This window comes from Flavobacterium sp. TR2 (assembly GCF_025252405.1).
Taxonomy (GTDB): Bacteria; Bacteroidota; Bacteroidia; order Flavobacteriales; family Flavobacteriaceae; genus Flavobacterium.
On sequence record NZ_CP104307.1, the window covers coordinates 3,312,967 to 3,335,056 of the forward strand.

The 22,090-nt window shown below is 37.9% G+C and carries 12 protein-coding genes; all 12 read left to right on the forward strand.

Going from position 1 to position 22,090, the window contains the following annotated elements; genetic code table 11:
- Positions 1-162 precede the first annotated feature (162 nt).
- The 12 genes from N4T20_RS14560 (at position 163) to N4T20_RS14615 (ending at position 22,078) form a co-directional block, all read left to right on the forward strand.
- Positions 163-972: a DUF1338 domain-containing protein gene (locus N4T20_RS14560; RefSeq protein WP_260669861.1), complete on the forward strand. Its 810-nt coding sequence runs from the start codon at positions 163-165 to the stop codon at positions 970-972.
- Positions 973-1,024: 52 nt separating this feature from the next.
- Positions 1,025-2,578: an aldehyde dehydrogenase family protein gene (locus tag N4T20_RS14565; RefSeq protein WP_260669863.1), complete on the forward strand. Its 1,554-nt coding sequence runs from the start codon at positions 1,025-1,027 to the stop codon at positions 2,576-2,578.
- Positions 2,579-2,748: 170 nt separating this feature from the next.
- Positions 2,749-5,871 (forward strand): SusC/RagA family TonB-linked outer membrane protein, encoded by a 3,123-nt coding sequence (locus N4T20_RS14570; RefSeq protein WP_260669864.1) that lies wholly within the window; start codon positions 2,749-2,751, stop codon positions 5,869-5,871.
- A gap of 22 nt (positions 5,872-5,893) precedes the next feature.
- Positions 5,894-7,393, forward strand: coding sequence for a RagB/SusD family nutrient uptake outer membrane protein (locus tag N4T20_RS14575; protein ID WP_260669865.1), 1,500 nt, complete (start codon positions 5,894-5,896; stop codon positions 7,391-7,393).
- A 136-nt stretch (positions 7,394-7,529) separates the two neighbouring features.
- Positions 7,530-9,536 carry an MGH1-like glycoside hydrolase domain-containing protein gene (locus tag N4T20_RS14580; protein WP_260669866.1) on the forward strand — a complete coding sequence of 669 codons (2,007 nt, stop codon included), beginning with the start codon at positions 7,530-7,532 and terminating at the stop codon, positions 9,534-9,536.
- A gap of 236 nt (positions 9,537-9,772) precedes the next feature.
- Positions 9,773-11,908 (forward strand): beta-galactosidase, encoded by a 2,136-nt coding sequence (locus N4T20_RS14585; protein ID WP_260669867.1) that lies wholly within the window; start codon positions 9,773-9,775, stop codon positions 11,906-11,908.
- A gap of 188 nt (positions 11,909-12,096) precedes the next feature.
- Positions 12,097-14,394 carry an aminotransferase class III-fold pyridoxal phosphate-dependent enzyme gene (locus N4T20_RS14590; protein ID WP_260669868.1) on the forward strand — a complete coding sequence of 766 codons (2,298 nt, stop codon included), beginning with the start codon at positions 12,097-12,099 and terminating at the stop codon, positions 14,392-14,394.
- A 178-nt stretch (positions 14,395-14,572) separates the two neighbouring features.
- Positions 14,573-17,521 carry an FAD-binding and (Fe-S)-binding domain-containing protein gene (locus N4T20_RS14595; protein WP_260669869.1) on the forward strand — a complete coding sequence of 983 codons (2,949 nt, stop codon included), beginning with the start codon at positions 14,573-14,575 and terminating at the stop codon, positions 17,519-17,521.
- Positions 17,522-17,619: 98 nt separating this feature from the next.
- On the forward strand, positions 17,620-18,570 hold the full coding sequence (locus N4T20_RS14600; RefSeq protein ID WP_260669870.1) for an aldo/keto reductase: 951 nt from the start codon (positions 17,620-17,622) through the stop codon (positions 18,568-18,570).
- A 246-nt stretch (positions 18,571-18,816) separates the two neighbouring features.
- The gene (locus N4T20_RS14605) at positions 18,817-19,758 is read left to right on the forward strand and encodes a glycosyltransferase family 4 protein (RefSeq protein ID WP_260669871.1); all 942 of its coding nucleotides are present in this window, start codon (positions 18,817-18,819) and stop codon (positions 19,756-19,758) included.
- An 87-nt stretch (positions 19,759-19,845) separates the two neighbouring features.
- Complete coding sequence (locus N4T20_RS14610) at positions 19,846-20,565, forward strand: hypothetical protein (protein ID WP_260669872.1); 720 nt, start codon at positions 19,846-19,848, stop codon at positions 20,563-20,565.
- A gap of 88 nt (positions 20,566-20,653) precedes the next feature.
- The gene (locus N4T20_RS14615) at positions 20,654-22,078 is read left to right on the forward strand and encodes an amino acid permease (protein ID WP_260669873.1); all 1,425 of its coding nucleotides are present in this window, start codon (positions 20,654-20,656) and stop codon (positions 22,076-22,078) included.
- Positions 22,079-22,090: the final 12 nt, after the last annotated feature.

Consider the following 22,090-nt stretch of genomic DNA (forward strand, 5'->3'; position numbering starts at 1 on the left):
TTTTGACAATTCTTCCGCTAAAAAAGGATTTTAAAGTGTCAAAATTACAAAAAATAACTTAGTAAATGTCTAATTGTAAATAATCGAACTGTTATACTGTTATAATAACACTGATATGTATAGATTTGTGTCATAATAACACTATTTTAACATAACTACAAAATGAATAAAGATCAACTACTTACAAAACTATGGGAGCAATATGTTGAAATTACTCCATCTGCATTAAAAATACATCAGCTTCTTGAAGATAAAGGAGAAGAGATTAAAAACGATCATATCGCAATTCGTACTTTCAATGATAAGCGTGTGAATATCGAAGTGCTGGAAAAACCATTTTTAAATGTGGGTTATGAGGCAAAAGGAGAGTATCACTTTGAGGCTAAAAAACTTTTTGCGAGACATTACGAGCATTCTACAGATAAAGACGCGCCTAGAATTTTTATTTCTGAATTGGAATTAGAAAAATGTTCTGCTGACTTGCAGGCTGCGGTAGCGAATTTATTAAACAGCTGCGACCAAAATGCGTTTAACAATCCAGAATTGGTTTTAAGCGGATCGGTTTGGAATGGAAATTCGCAATCGGTTTATAAATCATTATTGGAAGAATCTGAATATGCCGCTTGGATGTATGTTTATGGTTTTAGAGCCAACCATTTTACCATTAATACCAATGCATTAAAAGAATTTAAAACATTAGAAGAGCTAAATAACTTTTTAGAATCTAATGGATGGAAACTGAATGCTTCGGGAGGAAAAATCAAAGGAACACCAGAACAGCTTTTAGAGCAGTCAAGCACCCTTGCCGATTTATACCCTATACATTTTGAAGAAGGAACTCTAGACGTGCCATCTTGCTACTATGAATTTGCGCTTCGTTATCCAATGGCAAATGGAGAATTGTATCAAGGATTTGTCGCATCATCTGCAGATAAGATTTTTGAAAGTACAGATGTAAAATTGCAAAAATAATAACTCAGATTTTTGATAGACAAGTTAGAAAACTAATTTTAAAAAAGTCACAATGACGAATACAGAATTGCAATTTGGCATAAAAGAAGCTTTAGAACAGCTGAATATTAAAGCAGTTAATAATGGAACTTGGATAGGGCAGACTAATTTTTCGGATGGGGAAATTTTAGAAAGCTTCTCACCTGTAGATGGAGAATTGATTGCAAAGGTTAAGACCTCTACTAGTGCAGATTACGAAAAAGTGATGGACTCGGCAACGGCTGCTTTTAAACAATTCAGACTAATGCCAGCTCCTCAGCGTGGAGAAATAGTGCGACAATTTGGAGAAAAATTGCGCAAAAATAAAGAAGCCTTAGGCAAGCTGGTTTCTTATGAAATGGGGAAATCACTTCAGGAAGGTTATGGCGAAGTTCAGGAAATGATAGACATCTGCGACTTTGCGGTGGGACTTTCTCGTCAGCTGCACGGATTGACAATGCACTCTGAGCGTCCAGGCCATAGAATGTATGAGCAGTATCACTCGTTGGGAGTTGTCGGCATTATTTCGGCATTTAACTTTCCAGTTGCGGTTTGGGCATGGAATACTGCACTGGCTTGGATTTGTGGTGACGTATGTGTTTGGAAGCCTTCAGAAAAAACACCGATTTGCGCAATTGCCTGTCAAAATATTATAGCTGAGATTATCAAGGAAAATAATCTTCCGGAAGGTATTTCGTGTTTAATCAATGGCGATTATAAAATCGGAGAATTACTGGCCAAAGACAAACGCGTGCCGCTAGTTTCGGCTACAGGTTCTACCAGAATGGGAAAAATTGTAGCGCAGGTAGTTGCAGAACGTTTGGGTAAATCGCTTTTAGAACTAGGAGGAAACAATGCAATCATTGTAACCCCAGATGCAGATATAAAAATGACCGTTATTGGTGCCGTTTTTGGCGCTGTCGGAACAGCAGGACAGCGATGCACTTCTACACGCCGTTTAATTATTCATGAAAGCATTTATGATAAAGTTAAAGAAGCTCTGATTTCTGCTTACGGGCAATTGCGAATCGGGAATCCTTTAGACGAAAAAAATCACGTAGGTCCTTTAATTGATAAACAGGCTGTTGAGATGTATAATCAGGCCTTAGAAAAAGTGGTAGCTCAAGGCGGTAAAATTTTAGTAGAGGGTGGCGTGCTTTCAGGTGATGGATATGAAAGCGGCTGTTATGTAAAACCCGCAATTGCAGAAGCTGATAATTCTTTTGAAATTGTACAGCATGAGACTTTTGCACCTGTTTTATACTTGCTAAAATATTCAGGAACTGTCGAGTCGGCAATTGAGATTCAGAATGGTGTAATGCAAGGATTGTCTTCTGCGATTATGACCAATAATCTAAGAGAAGCCGAACTGTTTCTATCGGTTACAGGTTCTGATTGCGGTATTGCAAATGTAAATATCGGAACATCGGGAGCTGAAATTGGAGGCGCTTTTGGTGGTGAAAAAGAAACTGGCGGCGGTCGGGAATCTGGATCTGATGCTTGGAAAGTTTACATGAGAAGACAAACCAATACAATCAACTACACTACGAGCCTGCCTTTGGCTCAAGGAATAAAATTTGACTTGTAACTCGCAGAAGAGCTAGAGTTTAACAAAAAATATTAACGAGAATACTGAATTTTGTTTGGTAATGTTTTCAAGACATTATCGAACAAGATGTATATACATATAATAAAAAAGCTAAAAATTAAAAATTAAAAACGAAAACTAAAAAATTTACTAACTAAAACCATTGCAAGATGAACAGAAAACTAATTAGGGTAATTTATTTTATTCCTCTGCTGTTATGCTTGTGGCTGCCAAACATCAGTTTTGCACAAGCGCAAAAAACAATTTCAGGAAAAGTTACGGATGATAAAAATAATACGCTGCCTGGCGTAAGTATTTCGATCAAAGATTCTAAATACAATGCAGGAACAGACATTGATGGAAATTACACCTTAGTATATCCATCGACGTTGGAGAATCCGGTTATTGTTTTTTCTTATGTAGGATTTATATCCGTAAGCGAGAGCATAAACAATCGTTCAGAACTTAATCTGGTTATGCAGGAAGAAACCAATAAACTGAATGAGGTTGTTATTATCGGTTATGGTTCTCAAAAGAAAAGTAATGTTACGGGAGCCATTTCTACGGTTAAGAAAGAAAGCTTGGAAACTCGTGCCACAACAAGTCCGTCTGAGGCGCTTCAGGGTCTAGTTGCGGGGGTAAACGTGCAAAAGAGCGGTGGTGTGGCAGGAGCCTCTGTGAGCGTAAAAATTCGTGGTGTAAATACTTTTGGAGCAACAGAACCGCTTTATATCATTGATGGATTTCAAGGTTCTATTAACACTGTAAACCCAACAAATATAGAATCGATGGAGGTTCTTAAAGATGGTGCCGCAGCCGCAATTTACGGATCTGTAGCTGCAAATGGGGTAATTATCGTAACCACTAAAAACGGACAGAAAGAAGGCGTAAAAGTAGATTTCAGTTCTTTCTTAAGCATTACAAACCCATCAAAAACATTAGATATGTTAGATGCTGACGGTTATCGTACGGTCAACAAAAGAATGTATGATGAATACAACAAATATGCAACTTCGCCAAAACCGCTTCCAGCTTATATTACAGAACCGTCAGATGTAAATACAGATTGGCAGGACGAAGTTTTCCGTTCGGGACTTACTCAAAACTATGGTTTAGGAATTCAAGGAAGACAAGGCGATTTTAAATTTGCACTTTATGGTAACTACGTAAAGCAAAAAGGTATCGTAATCGATAACGAATTTGGGCAGCAAACAGGTAGCGCGAGAGTTAGTTTCAAAAAATCGATTTTTGATATTGATGGAAAAATGGCTTACATGGGAACTCAAAACGCATTGCCAAATTTTCAGTTGAAAGAGGTTTACACTATGGCTCCTTTGGTTCCAGTTTATGACGATACAGAAGAATACGGTTACGGACTTGCCAATAAAAATGGTTTACCGGCAGGAACAAACCCAGTTGCCGAAGAACATTTTAGAAAAAGCAATGATATCGGACAAGACATTACCGCTAACATTGCAGCAACAGCAAACATTGCGCCTTGGCTAAAATACAAACTGGCTTATTCTTACCGCGTAAAAAACAATCAGCAGACATTCCATTTTCCTCCATATATTGCAAATCCAAAAGAGGTGCACCTTTATCCGTTGCATAGAGAGTTGAGAACAACTTGGAACGAGCAGATATTGGATAATATTATCACTATTGATAAAACTTTCGGAAAACACGTTTTTGGTTTAATGTTGGGTAATACGTTCAACAGTCAGGCATCAAACTGGAATGATGTTAGCGTTGAAGGTAAAACAACAGATTATACTGTAGAAAACGGACAGCTGGTTTCAATTGACCGCCCTTCTGGATTTCTTGACCCTGGTTTTGAAACCATTGGCGCAGGAAAAGGAGGTACGTATTCTGCCGATGGCTCAAAATTTCAATACAACAGAGTATCATTCTTTAGCAGGTTAAATTACTCTTACAACGATCGTTACTTATTGCAAGTAACAGTTAGAAAAGATGGTTCTTCTAAATTTGGACAAGACAGCCGTTGGGGAACTTTCCCATCTATCGCTTTAGGATGGAAAATCGAACAGGAAGATTTCTTCCCAAAAGACATGATTCTTTCTACTTTAAAATTGCGTGCAAGCTGGGGACAATTGGGTAACGAAGCTGCTCTAGGATATTATTCTGCAAATACTTTAATCAAAACGGGTAATTCATTAGGAAGCGGTTATGTTCAAGGAATAGGAAGCAACCCTTGGCCAGGAAGCATTGCGACAGCTTTAGAAAATAGAAACCTGCAATGGGAGACCACAGATTCTAAAAATATCGGTATAGATTATACGCTTTTAAATGGAAAAATTAGCGGTTCGATGAACTACTACCATAACGTGACAGATAACTTATTGATTACAAAAAAACTTGCTCCATCAGCTGGAATTGATGATCCAGTTCTTAACGTAGGTAAAATCAGCAATAGCGGATTTGAATTTGAAGCAAGCTACCGCGATCAGGTTAACGAATTTAAGTACAACGTAGGATTAAACTTTACGACACTTAAAAACAGAGTAGAACAATTGGCTAATGACGGACAGACTATTTATGGTGAAGGATTAAAGTACGGAGACGAACACTTTCCAACACAGGCTCGTGTAGGAAGCCCAATCAGCGGATTCTATTTATACAAAACAGACGGTATTTTCCAATCAGCAGAAGAAGTGGCGGCACACAATAAAAACGGTGTTTTATTGCAGCCAAATGCTCAGCCTGGAGATATTCGTTTCAAAGATTTGAACGGAGACGGTGTTATCGACGAAAATGATAAAGCGTATGCAGGAACAGGATTGCCAAAACTGGAAGTAAACCTTAGTTTGGGTGCAAGCTATAAAGGATTTGATTTTTCTGCCTTGATCGGAAGCGGATGGGGGAATAAATTATACAACGGAAATAGATATTTTTATGAGTCTATGAATGCAGGAACCAATATGTTGGCTTCTACATTAAACTCTTGGACACCAGAAAACCACAGCAATATTCCTCGTGCCGTATTGCAGGATCCTAACGGAAACAGCCGTGAATCAGATCGTTTTCTTGAAAGCGGAGATTTTATCAGAATGCGCCAATTGCAATTTGGATATACGATTCCAAACAAATTGTTAGGAAAAGCAAAAATCGACAAACTTAGATTTTACATCAGCGCCGAAAACTTGTTTACCATTACCAATTATTCAGGTATTGATCCAGAATTTTCACGTGCCTCTGTAATCGATACAGGTGTTGACCGTTTTGTTTATCCATTTACAAGATCGTTTGTTTCTGGAGTTCAGTATATATTTTAATTCTATTTAATACGACATTATCATGAAAAAGATATTTTTAATATTATCCGCTTTAGGTTTATTCACTTTTGCAAGCTGTGATGACTATCTGGACCAGCAATCTCCCGATCAGCTTACGTCAGAGAATTTCTGGAGAAACAAAGCCGATGCCGAATCAGCTTTGGCGGCAACTTATGCACAGTTAGAATGTGCTGTAGACGAATGGGCTTTCGCCGAAGTAAAATGGCCGGTTGAGGCGTATCGTGAAGACATAAACGAATTGGGAAGCGATGCCTTGAACTACCAAAACTGGGTAGAACTTTCGACTTTTACCTATACAAACGGAAACAGCCAGTTTACGAGCTATTGGAGAATTAACTATAGAGGAATCAGTAATGCCAATCAGGTTATCGATAAATTGCCACAGGTTCCTGCAGCAAAAATAACTGAAGAGGACCGTAAGCAAATTGAGGCAGAAGCACGTTTCTTACGTGCATATTACCATATGAAACTGATTTTGAACTGGGATAAGATTTACATCAGAAACAAATACGTTACAAAAGAAAGCGATCTAAACGTTCCTTTGTCAAGCCGTGCAGAAGCTTGGGATTTTATTACAAGCGAGTTTAAAGCGGTAGCGGCTATCTTGCCTGCCAAACAATCTGCAGATAAAACAGGACGCGCAACAAGCGGTGCAGCCAACAGCTATTTAGGATTTGCCTATTTGACCAGAGCTTATGAAGAAACAGCTCAGAAACAGACTTTCTTAAATGAAGCTTTAACAGCATTGAATAAAGTGCAAGGATATGAGTTGGTTAAAGATTATGTTTCTATGTTTGACGGAACAGTGAAAAACACCAAAGAATCAATCTTCGAACTTCAGTTTTCAGAAACTACGGCAAACGGTGCATTTTACCGCAATGCGCTTCACTACTGGATGGCGGCAGCAGAACTTGGCGGATGGGACGAAATTCTTCCTAGCCCAATGCTTGTAAATGAGTTTAAAAAAGAAGGGAAAATAGCAACTACAGGAAACTACGATTCACGTTTGTACAGCACAATTTTCTTCAAAGATCCGTATTTTAATGATCCTGATAATCCATTGGTATTAGGAACAACATACGACGATAAGTTTGGAGATACAGACAAACCGGTGTACCGCAAATTTATTCCAAGTACGCAGGAAAAAATGGATCAGGAATTTACAGCAATCAACGTTCCTTTAATGCGTTATTCAAATGTATTATTGATGCAGGCAGAAGCTTTAAACGAATTGGGACGCCCGGGAGAAGCAATTCCGTATATCAACAAAGTTCGTGAAAGAGCAGATATGCCAGCCATGACAGGAACAACCGCTGCGCAGGTAAAGGCACAAATTGAACATGAAAGAATTTTGGAGTTCCCTCTTGAAAATTACCGTTTTTATGATTTGCGCCGTTGGGGAAAAACAAAAGAAGCGCTTGATGCTGTAGGACGTACAGGTTTTGATGCTACAAAAAATAACTTTTACCCAATTCCGTTGACAGAAACACAAACGAATTAATTTTCGAAATGATTTTAAATTAAAAAAGAATAGCCTATATTTCTTGGGCTATTCTTTTTGTCTAAAGATGATGTCTTGTGAACAAAAAGTACAGGACTTAATCGAAATAAAAACACCAAGTAAAAAACATAAAAACATGGACAAAAAGAAAAAACTTTTTATTCTTGCTGCCTTTTTTATAATACAAGCAGGTTGGTCTCAGAAGAGCTTTCCAAATTTAGAGTCAGGTAAAAACAGTATCAATTTTAAAGGAAACCCCAAAAATGCCACTGATAGAAAATCATTAGCTTTTTCAGATAAAGGCGCTTGGTTCGGATTTGGATTTTTGGAACCATCCGACATTCAGGGTGGATTTTCAGGACCTTTCCTAATGACCGAACAAAATGGAGTTTGGTTAAGCGCTTCTTTTGTTTCATTACAATTAAAAGACGAAAACAAACAGGAAATCATCAGCTGGAAAAATACACTTGCAGCACAAAACAGCTACAACAGCCATTTGGAACAGCAGTTTAAGAATGAAAAATTAGAAGTAAAACAGCAGTTGGTGTTTTTGTCAGGTCATTCAGCTTTGCAAAAAACAGCCATAACAAACAAAACAGCGAAGACAATAACTATTTTTCCTTCGTATAATGCCACTCTTTTTTTAGATGATTTGCAATTGTCGAAAGAGAATAACATTCTAAAAATCAGTTCTGCTAAAAGCATTGCTGTAGGTTACATCCAATTCCTGAGATCAAAAGCTGAGATTGAAATTTCAAAACAAGGATACCAAGCGCAGACAGAAAAACTGGTCTTGAAGCCAAATGAAACCAAAGAAATTATCGTTTCTCAAAGTTTTATTTTTCCGCAATATTCATGGAAAACAGAAAACGAAACCATACAAAAAACGGTTTTTACTACACTATTAAACAACACACAAAAAGAAAAAGAAAAGCAATTGGCACAATTAATTGCTAAAAAGAAAAACATTTATAAAGACCAAATTTATTCTGATTTGGTTTCAAAACTGGTATTGACCTTACAAACCAATACCCGAATCGCAGCCGAAGGCTTAAAACACGAAGGCCTTTTTCCGAGTTACAATTACGAGTGGTTTCATGGTTTTTGGGCGTGGGACAGCTGGAAACACGCTGTGGCAGTTGCTAACTATGATTCAGAATTAGCCAAAAATCAAATGCGTGCTCTATTTGATTATCAGGAACCAAATGGTTTTATCCCTGATTGCATTTATAGAAATAATCTTCTGGAAGAAAATAACTACCGCAATACAAAAGCGCCACTTGCAGCTTGGGCCATCTGGAAAATTTATGAAAAGACAAAAGATATTGGCTTCATAAAAGAATTTTATCCTAAGTTGAAATTATACCATAATTGGTGGTACAAAGAACGAGATCACGATCAGGATGGTCTGTGTGAGTTTGGATCAACTGATGGAACTGTGATTGCAGCAAAATGGGAGAGCGGCATGGATAACGCAGTTCGTTTTGATGACAGCAAGATTCTGAAAAACGGCGAAAAAGCATATTCATTAGACCAGGAAAGCGTCGATTTGAATTCATTTTTATTTGCCGAAAAAAACTATCTCAATAAAATGGCCGCAGTTTTAAAACTAAATGAAGAAGCCAAAAAATGGAGCGAAGAAAGTGCCGCTTTGAAACTGAAAATTCAAAATCAGTTTTGGGATGCGGCAACAGGCTGGTTTTATGATACTACAATTGACGGCAAAACATTGATAAAAGCAATGGGATGCGAGGGATATTGTCCGATATGGGCAGAAGCAGCTTCTGCTGAACAAGTAAAATCGGCAAAAAGCAATATGCTTGATACTGCTAGTCTGAATACTTTTGTTCCGCTGCCTACATTGGCGGCCAACCACCCAAAGTTCAAACCGGATAACGGTTACTGGAGAGGCCCAGTTTGGCTGGATCAAAGTTATTTCGGCATCAACGGATTAGAAAAATACGGCTACACAAACGAAGCAAATGAATTGGCGCATAAACTTATGCATAATGCTGAAGGAGTTTTGGATAAAGGTACGTCAATACGAGAAAACTATCAGCCCGTAACAGGAAAAGGATTAGAAGCTTTCAACTTCAGCTGGTCGGCTTCGCATTATTTAATGCTGCTTTTAGAGGATAAATAATAAAAAAAATGAAGAAAATCGCATAGATTTTTAACACATAGAAACATAGACTTTCTAGTTGCATAGAAGGCGTTTCACTTTTCAAAGCAGACATAGCTATGTGTTAGAAACTAGTTTCTTTCAATTGCCCTTTTTAAAGAAAAAAATCTATGTTTCTATGTATTTAATTTAGTTTATACATTGCACTCGACTAGTTTAAAACAAGATCCTACATTTAATTAATAACAACACAAAGTATGTTTAACTACAATATACCTTTTACAAAAATAATAACGGCTGGTTTGCTTATAGCCAGCTGTAATTTGACGCCTGTTTTTGCGCAGAGCAAAAAAAGCGCAGTTTCAGAAAATAAAGACCCACAGCGATTTTTCTCAAAGCCAGATTTAATGCAGATTGGGGTTTATTATTATCCTGAACAATGGCCAAGAGAACAATGGGAACGCGATTTAAAAAACATTAAAAAACTTGGATTTGAGTTTACGCATTTTGCCGAATTCGCATGGACTTTCATGGAACCTGAAGAAGGCAAATACGACTTTAAATGGCTGGACGATGCGTTGGCAATTGCCGAAAAACAAGGTCTGAAAGTAATTATGTGCACGCCAACGCCAACACCTCCTGCGTGGATGGGAGAGAAATATCCGGAAATTTATCTGGTAGATGCAAGCGGGCGACGCAGAGAGCACGGAAACAGAGCAAACCAATCGGTTTCTAATGAAAAGTACAGAGAATTTGTGGCTAAAATTGTGACTGAATTAGGAAAAAGGTACGGTAAAAATAAAAACGTCATAGGCTGGCAGGTGGATAACGAACCAGGAGCGCCAGATGATTTTAGCCCTTCGGCACAAAAAGGTTTTCAGAAGTGGCTGAAAGCAAAATATGGCACAATCGAAAAATTAAATGCAGAATGGGTAGCCAGTTTCTGGAGCATTAGATACAATAATTTTGAACAGATTGCCATTCCAAATGCTGAGATTTATTTTGAAGACAAACTAAGTCCCCATGCTATTTTGGATTTCAAAAGATACACGGCAGACTCACAAGCAGAATATTTGAATCTGCAGGCCGAAACACTTCGAAAATACATCGATCCAAAACAATGGATAACAACAAATTATACCAATGTCGTTTATGGAGCAGACCCTCGAAGAACTGATAAAATGGACTTTGCAACCTACACGATGTATCCGGTAAGCGGCAGAAATCAGTTGGGCGGACAAAACTTTAGAATGGGGCATCCTAATAAAATTTCTGAAGCCAATGATTATTACCGATCTATAAATGGCGTGACAGGAGTTATGGAAATGCAGCCGGGACAAGTAAACTGGGCGAGCATTAATCCGCAATTGCTTCCTGGAACCGTTCATATGTGGATTTCTCAAGCTTTTGGCGGAGGCTGTTCTTTTACCTGCACGTATAGATACAGACACCCTCTAGGAAGCAGCGAAATGTATCATGATGGAATTGTGGGAACAGATGGCGTGACTTTGACAACAGGAGGAAAAGAGTTTGTGCAATCAATTGAAGACATGAAATTGCTTCGTAAAGAATATGATCCAAAAGCAGTGATTCCGCAGGAAATTGCAAAAAGAAAAACGGGTTTTTTATGGAGCCACGAAAACCTGTGGGATTTGGAAAATCAGAAGCAAACCGAATTTTGGAGCACTTGGAGACATAGAAATACCTATACTTCGGCTGTAAAATCGACAGGTGCGCCAATGGATTTTATTACAGAAGAAAGCGATTTTTCTGCTTATCCGTTTATCGTTGCGCCAGCTTATCAATTAATTGATCAAAAACTGGTAGACAAATGGACCAAATATGTTGAAAATGGCGGAAATTTAATCCTTTCGTGCCGTACAGGCCAAAAAGATAAAAACGGCCACTTCTTTGAAGCCAATTGGAGCGGGCCAATCGTGCCATTGATAGGGGCTGACGTGGAGTTTTTTGATATGCTGGTTGAAGATGTCAACGGAACAATTAATGCAGGAAACAATACCTATAAATGGAACGTTTGGGCAGATGTTTTAAATCCGAAACAAGGAACAGAAGTTTTGGCTTCTTATGCCGATCAGTTTTACAAAGGCAAGGCTGCGGCAATTACCAGAAAACTAGGAAAAGGAACAGTTACGTATATCGGTGCCGAAAGTAAAGATGGAAATCTGGAAAGACAAGTGGTGAGAACGGTATACGAGCGCGCAAAAGTTGCTATTGACGATCTGCCAAAAGGCGTTTATGTAGAATGGCGCGACGGTTTTTATGTAGGTGTAAATTATACCAATGAAACTGTAAATCTGCCAATTCCTGCAGGAAGTAAAATACTGGTTGGAAAAAATCCATTAGAACCGGCACAAGCCGTTATTTGGAAATAATTATATAGCTCTCCTGCAAGGTTTTTAAAACCTTGTAGGTATTTAATTATGACGCGAGAATATTGTAGAATCCTTTAAAATACCTACAAGGTCAGAAAAAGACCTTGCAGGATAATGTCAATAGAGGAAGAGAATTCGTGTAATTCGTGGCTAAAAAAACACAGAAATAACAATTTAATAGAATAACAATGACTTTTTCAGAAGCAATTATTCAGGATTTAGTAAAAGAACACTACGGATTAAATGTAGCCGTAAAAGCATTAAATGGATATGATGAATTGAACTTTCTTCTTTCTAATGAGAAAAATGAAAAATATATTCTAAAGGTATCCAATGAGAGTCATCCATTTCCATTTTTGGAAGCGCAGGCAGCCATTATCAGGCATCTGACCAAAAGCAGCATTTCAGATTGTTTTCAGCATTTTTGCTTGAATAAAGAAGGAGAGGAGCTCACAAAAATAGCAACGGATTCTCAAACGTATTATATCCGAATTTTAAACTTTCTAGAAGGAATTTTTTGGGTTGAAGAAAAGAACAAAAACAGCGAACTGCATTACAATTTAGGTTCGTTTCTAGGTAATATGGACGCTGCGCTGGCCAATTTTTCTCATCCGGCAATGCATCGAAATTATACTTGGGATATTAGCCGTGCAAGTGAGGCGGGAGATAACTTAAAATATATTCTAAATCACGAAAGAAGACGTATTGCGGGTTATTTTCTATTGCAGTTTGATACTGAAGTACTGCCCAACATACACCGTTTGAGGCACGCCTATATTCATAATGATGCAAATGACTACAATGTATTAGTGCAAGGAAACCGTGTCAGCGGTCTGATTGATTTTGGCGATATGGTATACACCGCTTTAATCAATAATCTGGCGATTGCTTGCGTGTATGCTATGTTGGATGAAGAAGATCCGTTGGGCGTAGCGGCGACAATTGTGAAAGGATATCATGAGTCATACGCACTTACAGAACAGGAATTAGATCTGCTGTACTATTTGATTGCAGGAAGACTTTGCATCAGCGTAACGCAATCTGCGTACAACGCTTCATTAGACAGCAATAACGAGCACCATTTTGTTACCGAAAAGCCAGCATGGGATTTATTATACAAATTAATAAAAATTAACCCGATCAAAGCACAGGATGCATTTAGAAAAGCCTGCGGTTTTGACGGATTGATAAACAGTGACGACTATTCGGAACTGCTTGAAATCAGGAAAAAGAAAATAGGACGAAATCTAAGCATTGGCTACAAAGACAAACTCAAAATTGTAAAAGGAGCTTTGCAGTATCTGTATGATGACAAAGGAAGAACCTTTGTGGATTGTGTAAATAACCCTTCGCACGTGGGACATTGCCATCCTGTTGTGGTGAGAAAAATGCAGCATCAAATAGCGACTTTAAACACAAATACAAGATATTTAAATGATGCCATTACCGATTATGCAAAAAAACTGACTGCAACTTTACCAGAAAAACTAAGCGTTTGCTATTTTGTCAATTCTGGTAGCGAGGCCAATGATTTAGCAATTCGCATGAGCCGTCATTTTACCAAACAGAAAGATATTATAGTACTGGATCATGCCTACCACGGAACTTCGACAGTTGCCATGGAGATGAGTCCGTATAAATTTGACAGCAAAGGAGGTTCTGGCCAAATGCCGTGGATTCATAAAGCAATTAATCCAGATTTGTACCGTGGTCCGTACAAATATGGCGATGAAACAGCAGGTGAAAAATATGCCGCAGATGTTCAGCGAATTATTGAAGATCTTAAAAAAGAAGACAAAGCGCCAGCTGTATTTATTTGTGAAACTTTATTGGGAGTAGGAGGCCAGATTCCGTTGCCTCAGAACTATTTAAAAACGGTGTATGAGTATGTTCGAGCAGCTGGAGGCGTTTGCATTGCAGATGAAGTTCAGGTTGGTTTTGGACGAATTGGAGATCATTTCTGGGGATTCGAACTGCAGAATGTGGTTCCGGATATTGTTGTTCTAGGAAAACCAATAGGAAATGGGCATCCGCTTGCAGCGGTAATCGTTACCGAGGAAATTGCAGAAGCTTTCAATAATGGTTTAGAGTACTTTAATACTTTTGGAGGAAACCCTGTTTCTATGGCGACAGGACTGGCCGTTTTAGAAGTAATTGAACAGGAAGAAATGCAGCAGCACGCGCTCGAAACTGGAAATTATTTGATGGAAGGGCTAAAAGAGTTAATGAAGAAACACCCTATTATCAGCGATGTTAGAGGGCACGGACTGTTTATTGGCGCAGAAATGGTAAAAGACAGAACAACGATGGAGCCTGCTATTCCTGAAATAGATATTGTAGTCGAAAAATTAAAAGCAAATGGCTATTTATTAAGCACAGACGGACCTTTGCACAACGTTTTGAAAATAAAGCCGCCAATGCCGTTTAACAAACAAAATGCCGATGAAATGGTAGCATTGCTAGATGTTGCATTAAGCGAATTATAGAATTTTTTCAGATGGAAACATAGATTTTTATATCGTGCAAGGAGCGTTTCGCCTAAAATGAATGCCTTTCGACGCTTTGGGGCTATGTGTTAAGAAATGAGTCCTTTTCTATTGTCTTTTTTTTAAGATATAAATCTATGTTTCTATGTGTTAAAACAATAGTTAACAACAAATAAAAATGAATCATAATATCCTTCCAAAGATTGCAGCTAAACTTGAAGATTTAGAAAAGGAATTAGAGGGCAAATTATTTTACGACCATACGATGCGTCTGCTTTACGCAACAGATGCGAGCGCTTACAAAGAAATGCCTTTGGCTGTGGCGATTCCGAAAACTAAAGACGATATTCGAAAAATTATTCTTTTTGCGAAAGAAAACAATAGCAGCATAATTCCTCGTGCGGCTGGGACTTCACTAGCGGGACAAGTGGTAGGAAATGGAATTGTCGTAGATATTTCGCAGGAATTCACCAAGATTATTGCCGTAAATCAAGAAGAGAAGTCGGCTTGGGTCGAACCCGGAGTAATTCGCGATGAACTAAATCTTTATTTAAAACCGTATAAGCTTTTTTTCGGACCAGAAACTTCTACCAGCAATCGCTGCATGATTGGCGGTATGGTAGGAAATAATGCCTGCGGGGCGCGATCTGTTGTGTATGGATCAACTCGCGAGCACGTGCTGGAGATAAAAGGTTTTCTGGCAGACGGAAATGAAGCTGTTTTTGGTTCGTTGACCAATGCCGAATTTGAAGAAAAGTGCAACGGAATTAATGTCGTGAGTCCGTTAGAGCAGGCTATTTATCTTCAAGCCAAAGAAATACTGTCGTCTGAGAGCAACAGAAATTTATTTGAAGCTAATTTTCCTAAAAAAACGATTCCAAGAAGAAATACAGGATATGCCTTAGATTTATTGGCAGACAGCAGTCCATTTACCGATGCTGAAGAAAGATTTAATTTCTGCAAACTGATAGCAGGATCTGAAGGAACGCTGTTTTTTTCTACCGCAATAAAATTAAATCTGGTCGATGCCTTAAAACCTTTTTCTGCATTGATTTGTGTGCATTTTGAAAGCATACATGAATCTTTAAAAGCCAATATTGAAGCATTGAAATTTAATCCGGACAGTGTTGAGCTAATCGATCACTATATTTTGGAATGCACCAAAGAAAATATTGAACAAAGCAAGAATCGTTTTTTCGTAAAAGGAGACCCTCAGGCTATTTTGGCGGTCGAGTTTTTGAGAGATTCGCAAGAAGAAATCGACCACATTGCTAGGGAAATGGAAGCTTTAATGCGATCTAAAAATTTGGGGTATCATTTTCCGATTGTTTACGGTGAAGACACTAATAAAGTCTGGGCATTAAGAAAAGCTGGATTAGGTTTGCTGTCTAATATTCCGGGAGACGCCAAAGCAGTTGCCGTAATTGAAGATACAGCCGTAGACGTTAATGATTTGCCTGACTTTATAGCAGATTTTAATGCTATTTTACAAGAAAGAAATTTAAACTGTGTGCATTATGCGCACGCCGCAACGGGCGAGTTGCATCTGCGTCCTATTATTGATCTAAAAACCGAAGAAGGAACAGCCCTTTTTAGGACTATTGCAACAGATATTGCGCATTTGGTAAAAAAATACCAGGGCTCTTTGAGTGGAGAACACGGTGACGGAAGGCTTCGCGGAGAGTTTATTCCGCTGATGCTTGGAGACGAAATTTACCAGTTATTTGTTCAGATAAAAAAGGTTTGGGACCCGTGGGGCATTTTTAATCCCGGAAAAATTGTAAACACGCCTCCTATGGATACGAGTTTGCGATATAAGGCAGGTCAGGATACGCCAATGCCCGAGACTTATTTTGATTTCTCAGAACACAACGGAATTCTTCGCGCAGCCGAAATGTGCAACGGATCGGGAGATTGCAGAAAAACCGAAAAAAGCGGTGGCACGATGTGTCCAAGCTATATGGCAACCCGAGACGAAAAACACACCACCAGAGCGCGTGCCAATATGCTCAGGGAGACGATAACAAATTCAGCAAAAAACAATCGGTTTGATGATGAAAATCTGCTTGATGTTCTAGATTTATGTTTAAGCTGTAAAGGCTGTAAATCTGAATGCCCGTCAAATGTGGATATGGCCAAATTAAAAGCAGAAACATTGCAGCAGTATCATGATAAAAATGGCGTGAAATTGCGTTCAAAACTAATTGGACACACCCCAAAAATAAATCAGCTGTTTGCCTCAGTGCCTTGGCTGTATAATTTATCTGCTCAAGGCCTTTTGGGCAAGTGGATTAAGAGAGGAACTGGTTTTGCGGTACAGCGACAACTGCCTTTAATGCACAAAATTACTTTTGGAAAATGGATGAAAAATTACAATCAAACAGGCGATTTTACAAACGGAAAGGTGTATTTGTACAATGACGAATTCTTGAATTATTATGATGTTGAAATAGGGCAGACGGCTGTAAAACTTTTAAACAGATTAGGCTATGAAGTTGAGATTCCTAAAATTGGAATCAGTGGAAGAACCTATCTTTCTAAAGGAATGCTGAAAGAAGCGCGCGAAATTGCAGAAAAGAACACGAGAGATTTTGAGGCGGCGATTCCAGCAGACGGAGTTTTAATTGGAATTGAGCCTTCGGCGATATTAAGTTTTCGCGACGAATACCCTGATTTATGCCGTTCAGATCTCAAAGAGAAGGCAAAACTTTTTGCTGGAAGAACTTTTTTAATTGAGGAATTCTTGGCGAAAGAATTGGAAGCAGGACACATTTCGCCTGATAGTTTTACCAATCAAGCTGAGCGCGTGCGTATGCATGGGCACTGCTTTCAAAAAAGTCTGTCTTCTTTAGTGCCGCTAAAAAAGATACTTTCACTGCCAGAGAATTATACTGTTTTAAATATTCCAAGCGGGTGTTGCGGTATGGCAGGTTCATTTGGTTATGAAAAAGAGCACTATGATATTTCTATGAAAATTGGAGAACTGGTTTTATTTCCCGCAATTAGGGCAGAAGAAACAGCAACTTTAATTTCTGCTTCAGGAACTAGCTGCAGGCACCAGATCGCCGATGGAACTGGACGAAAAGCACAGCACCCGGTAGAGATATTATTTCAAGCTTTAAAATAAGTTTTGTTTGGAAGAATCTCGAAGCGGACTCTTTTTCGTTTAAAATATAATCTATACTTTTATTAGCTGATTATGAATTGACTAATAAACCAAAAAAGATGAGTTCTCAAAACCAAAAAAACGAAATAAACCGTCGCAAGTTTTTACAGAGTACTGCAAAATTTGCGGCAGCAGGAATTTATTTAGGCGTATTCGGTATGCCCGAATTGTTCGGAAATATCTTGACGGATAAAGATGCAAAGGCGATTCCAAATGTTAAACTTAATAATGGTTTAAAAATGCCAATGCTCGGGTTTGGAACATACGGACTTAGTGGCGAAGTTTGTCAGCGATCTGTTGTAGAGGCGATTGCAGCAGGCTATCGTCTTATTGATACCGCAAAAGTATACGGAAATGAAAAAGAGGTTGGAAGCGCTATTAAACAAAGCGGAATTGACAGAAAACAGCTTTTTGTTACCTCCAAACTTTGGGTTGATGATGCTGGGTATGAAAATGCAAAAAAAGGTTTTGAGGAAACATTAAAAAAATTGCAGGTAGAATATCTTGACTTGTACCTGATACACCGCCCGAGAGGGGACGTAAAAGGATCTTGGAAAGCTATGGAAGAACTTTACAATGCCGGAAAAATAAAAGCTATAGGCATAAGCAACTTTGATCCTGCGCAAATGGACGATCTTTTATCTTACGCTCAAGTAAAACCAGTTGTGAATCAGATCGAAACTCATGCTTTTTTTCAGCAGTCCGATGATTATAAAGTGCTAAAACACCATAATATTCAAATGGAGGCGTGGGCACCTTTTGCAGAAGGGCGCAATGGTCTTTTTACCAATGAAGTATTAATGCAGATTGCTAAGAAACATAGCAAAACTACCGCACAAGTAAGTTTGAGATGGCATCTGCAGCGCGGTATTGTCGCTATTCCTAGATCATCGCAAAAAGCGCATATTGCAGAAAACCTCGCCATATTTGATTTCCAGCTTGACGATACCGATATGAATGCGATTGAAAAACTGGATTTAAACAAGACTCAGTTTCCAGAGTGGAGCTAAATTAGCCTTTGGTTTGATAGAATAAATGTTTAGAAAGCCCATCTCGTTTGAGATGGGCTTTTTGGTTTGCGATTTTTTACCATTAGAATTATTTGAAGTTTGCCTTTCGGGTAACATTGTATGTTTTAGAGATAATATAGGATTAATTTATATGCTAAAAGCAAAAGATATTTGCGGCTAAAAAAGCAATTTAGTTTCATTAGAAGCAACGAATACTAATTTTACCTAAAAATACAATTCTTTTTTATGAAAATACTCCTTGTAGGACCTGGAATTATGCCAATTCCATCAGACGGTTGGGGTGCTATTGAAACACTTATTTGGAATCAGAAAATATATTGCGAGGCGCTTGGCCATAAAGTTGATATTTTAAACAAAGGAGGATTGAAGGCTGCAGTATTGGCTAAACCTTGGAGTTATGATGTTGTGCATCTGCATTTTGATCCGCTGACAAAATTTTGGGACACACTTTCTATCTATTTCGGATTTAAATTATTCATTACAAGCCATTATGCTTATGCTGCTTTTCAAAAGAAATGGGATTGCGGATATGAGATTACTTTTAAAAATTTGATGAAAAGCAAACGTTTGATTGTTTTTAGTCAAGAGATATCAAATGTATTTCTAAGCAACGGATTTAAGGGAAAAATTGAAGTGCTTCCTAATGGTGTCGAAATGAAACAGTTTTCATTTAAAGAAAAGACTTTGTATAAAAAGGCAATTTATCTAGGCAGAATTGAAGCAAGGAACAGGCAAAATGAAGTAACTAGAAAAATTGTAGAAAAAAGAAGCATAATTTGTGATTTTGTCGGTCCAATAGGCACTCCTGATTTTAAAGTTGATCATAAATATGTCAATTATTTGGGCGAATGGAATAGGGCCGAAGTGCATGAAAACCTAACAAATTATTCCTGTTTAATATTATTTAGTGATGGAGAGGCGCACCCTTTAGTGGTATTAGAAGCAATGGCAGCGGGACTTTCACTTGTGATTTCAAAAGAAGCCTCTGCCAACTTAGACCTTAGTCTTCCGTGGGTATATGTATGTGATACCATTGATGAAGTCTTAGAAAATGCAGAAAAAGCGATAAATGAAAATGGTCTCTATCGGAAGCAAATACGAAAATATGCAGAAGAAAATTTCGATTACTCCATCATAGCTCAAAAATACATTGAAATAATTAGCTAGATATTTAAAATTTTATAAGTTTATAGTTATCATTAAACTCTCATGATAATCCAATAGTGCCTCATTTAATTTTAAAGATGCTTTTTAATGATTTATAGTCAAGCAAACTTTCCAGAAATACATTCGCAACGCAATTTAGGAGCTACAATTTTAATGTATGCATTGTTCGGACTTTTGAGTGTTGCAATGCTTTCTTTATTTGTTGCAATTCCTCTAAGCATTCAGCTGGAGCACAATAGCCGTTTGTCTAATGGAGAGATAATTTTCAATTGTATCTATTTTCCTTTACTTCTTTTGGGCATTTGGGCTCTTTATAAAAACTACCAAAAGCAAAGGCTGAAAAAAGTTACTTTGATCTCTGTAGATCGTTTCGGTCTGCATCACCACCAGTTTGATGGAAAGATTCAAAGCGTTTTGTACAAAGATTTAGAAGCCAGTACAGAGGCTTATGTAAGCGATATTGATCGAAAAACGGGAACAAAATATACCGCTGGGTATATTTTTGGTTTTAAAGAAGGCAAACGCATTCCCATTCATTTTGCCACATCCGAGAATGGATTGTCTTATTTGCCCAAGAATAAAAATCAGTTAACGGCTCATTTCTTGCAGGGAGTTGCTTTATTTTGTCCTCATATAAAAGTTTCTAAAGTCGTTTATGCCGATTATTTTATAAACCCTGAGACTTTCGAATTCAATGTAAAAGCGCAAAGAATTACGTATTTGATCATTTTTATACTACTTATGATCATTCTGCTAGCAATCGATCTGTTTACAAAATATGCAAAAGGATTTTCGGTATTGTTCTAAATGCAAATTATTAAAATTCTCAGATTTTAACTTATCTTCGCTGTTTATAGATTTTTGAAAAACATTTTACACCTTTAAAACTTCATTTGTGAAAAATAATAATGATGCCGCAGAAGACAATCAGCTTAAACGCGGGCTGACTAACCGCCACATTCAATTAATTGCCCTAGGCGGATCAATAGGAACAGGTCTTTTCCTTGGCATTGGACCAGCGGCTGTATTAGCAGGACCGTCTGTAATTTTAGGATATGCCATTGCCGGAATCATCGCTTTTTTTATTATGAGACAGCTTGGCGAAATGGTTGTCGAAGAACCTGTTTCAGGAAGCTTTAGCTATTTTGCTTATAAGTATTGCGGCTCTTTTGCTGGTTTTGCATCCGGTTGGAATTATTGGATTTTATATATTCTGGTGAGTATGGCCGAACTCACAGCCATTGGTGTTTACGTGCAGTTTTGGTGGCCTGAAATTCCGCTTTGGGCATCCAGTTTATTTTTCTTTCTCGTTATTAATGCGCTGAATTTTGCCTCTGTAAAAGTGTACGGAGAAACTGAATTTTGGTTTTCTATCATAAAAGTTGTCGCCATTATAGCCATGATTCTTTTTGGAACTTACCTGCTCGTAAGCGGTACGGGAGGAGAACACGCTACAATTCATAATTTGTATAACGATGGAGGTTTCTTTCCAAAAGGTTTCTTCGAAAAAACGGCAAATGGCAGCTTTCAAGGTTTATTGTCTGCAATGGCGCTAATTATGTTTTCTTTTGGAGGTTTAGAACTAATCGGAATTACGGCAGCTGAGGCTGAAAATCCAGAAAAGAACATCCCAAAAGCAACCAATCAGGTTATTTATAGAATTCTTATATTTTATGTTGGAGCCTTGGTTATTTTATTTGCGTTATCGCCTTGGAGACAGATTACAACAGACAGCAGTCCGTTTGTAATGGTTTTTCAAAACTTAAACGGAATGGAGTTTGAGCTGTTTGGCAACAAAATATACTTTACACGTCTTATTGCCAATGTGCTTAATCTCATTGTATTAACCGCAGCTTTATCAGTGTATAACAGCAGTGTGTACAGCAACTCGAGAATGTTATTTGGTTTAGCTGATCAAGGCAGTGCTCCTAAGTTTTTAAAGAAGCTAAACAAACAATCGGTGCCAATTAATGCTATTTTAATTTCTTCCTGTTTTGCAGCCATCTGTATTTTAATCAATAAAGTAATTCCAGAAGAAGCCTTTAGTATTTTAATGTCTTTAGTGGTGTCGTGTTTAGTTATAAACTGGGTTATGATCTCGTATACGCACCTGCAATTTAGACGCACAAAAGACAAAGCGAACATTAAAACCAAGTTTGCTTCAATATTTTATCCAGTAAGCAATTACATCTGTTTTGTGTTCTTATTAGGTATTTTATCTATCATGTGGATGACAGACATGAAGTTATCTGTAGAATTAATTCCGATATGGCTAGGCATTCTTTTTGTATTTTATAAAATTTTTAAAGTAAAAAAATAAGAAGCTCTTAAA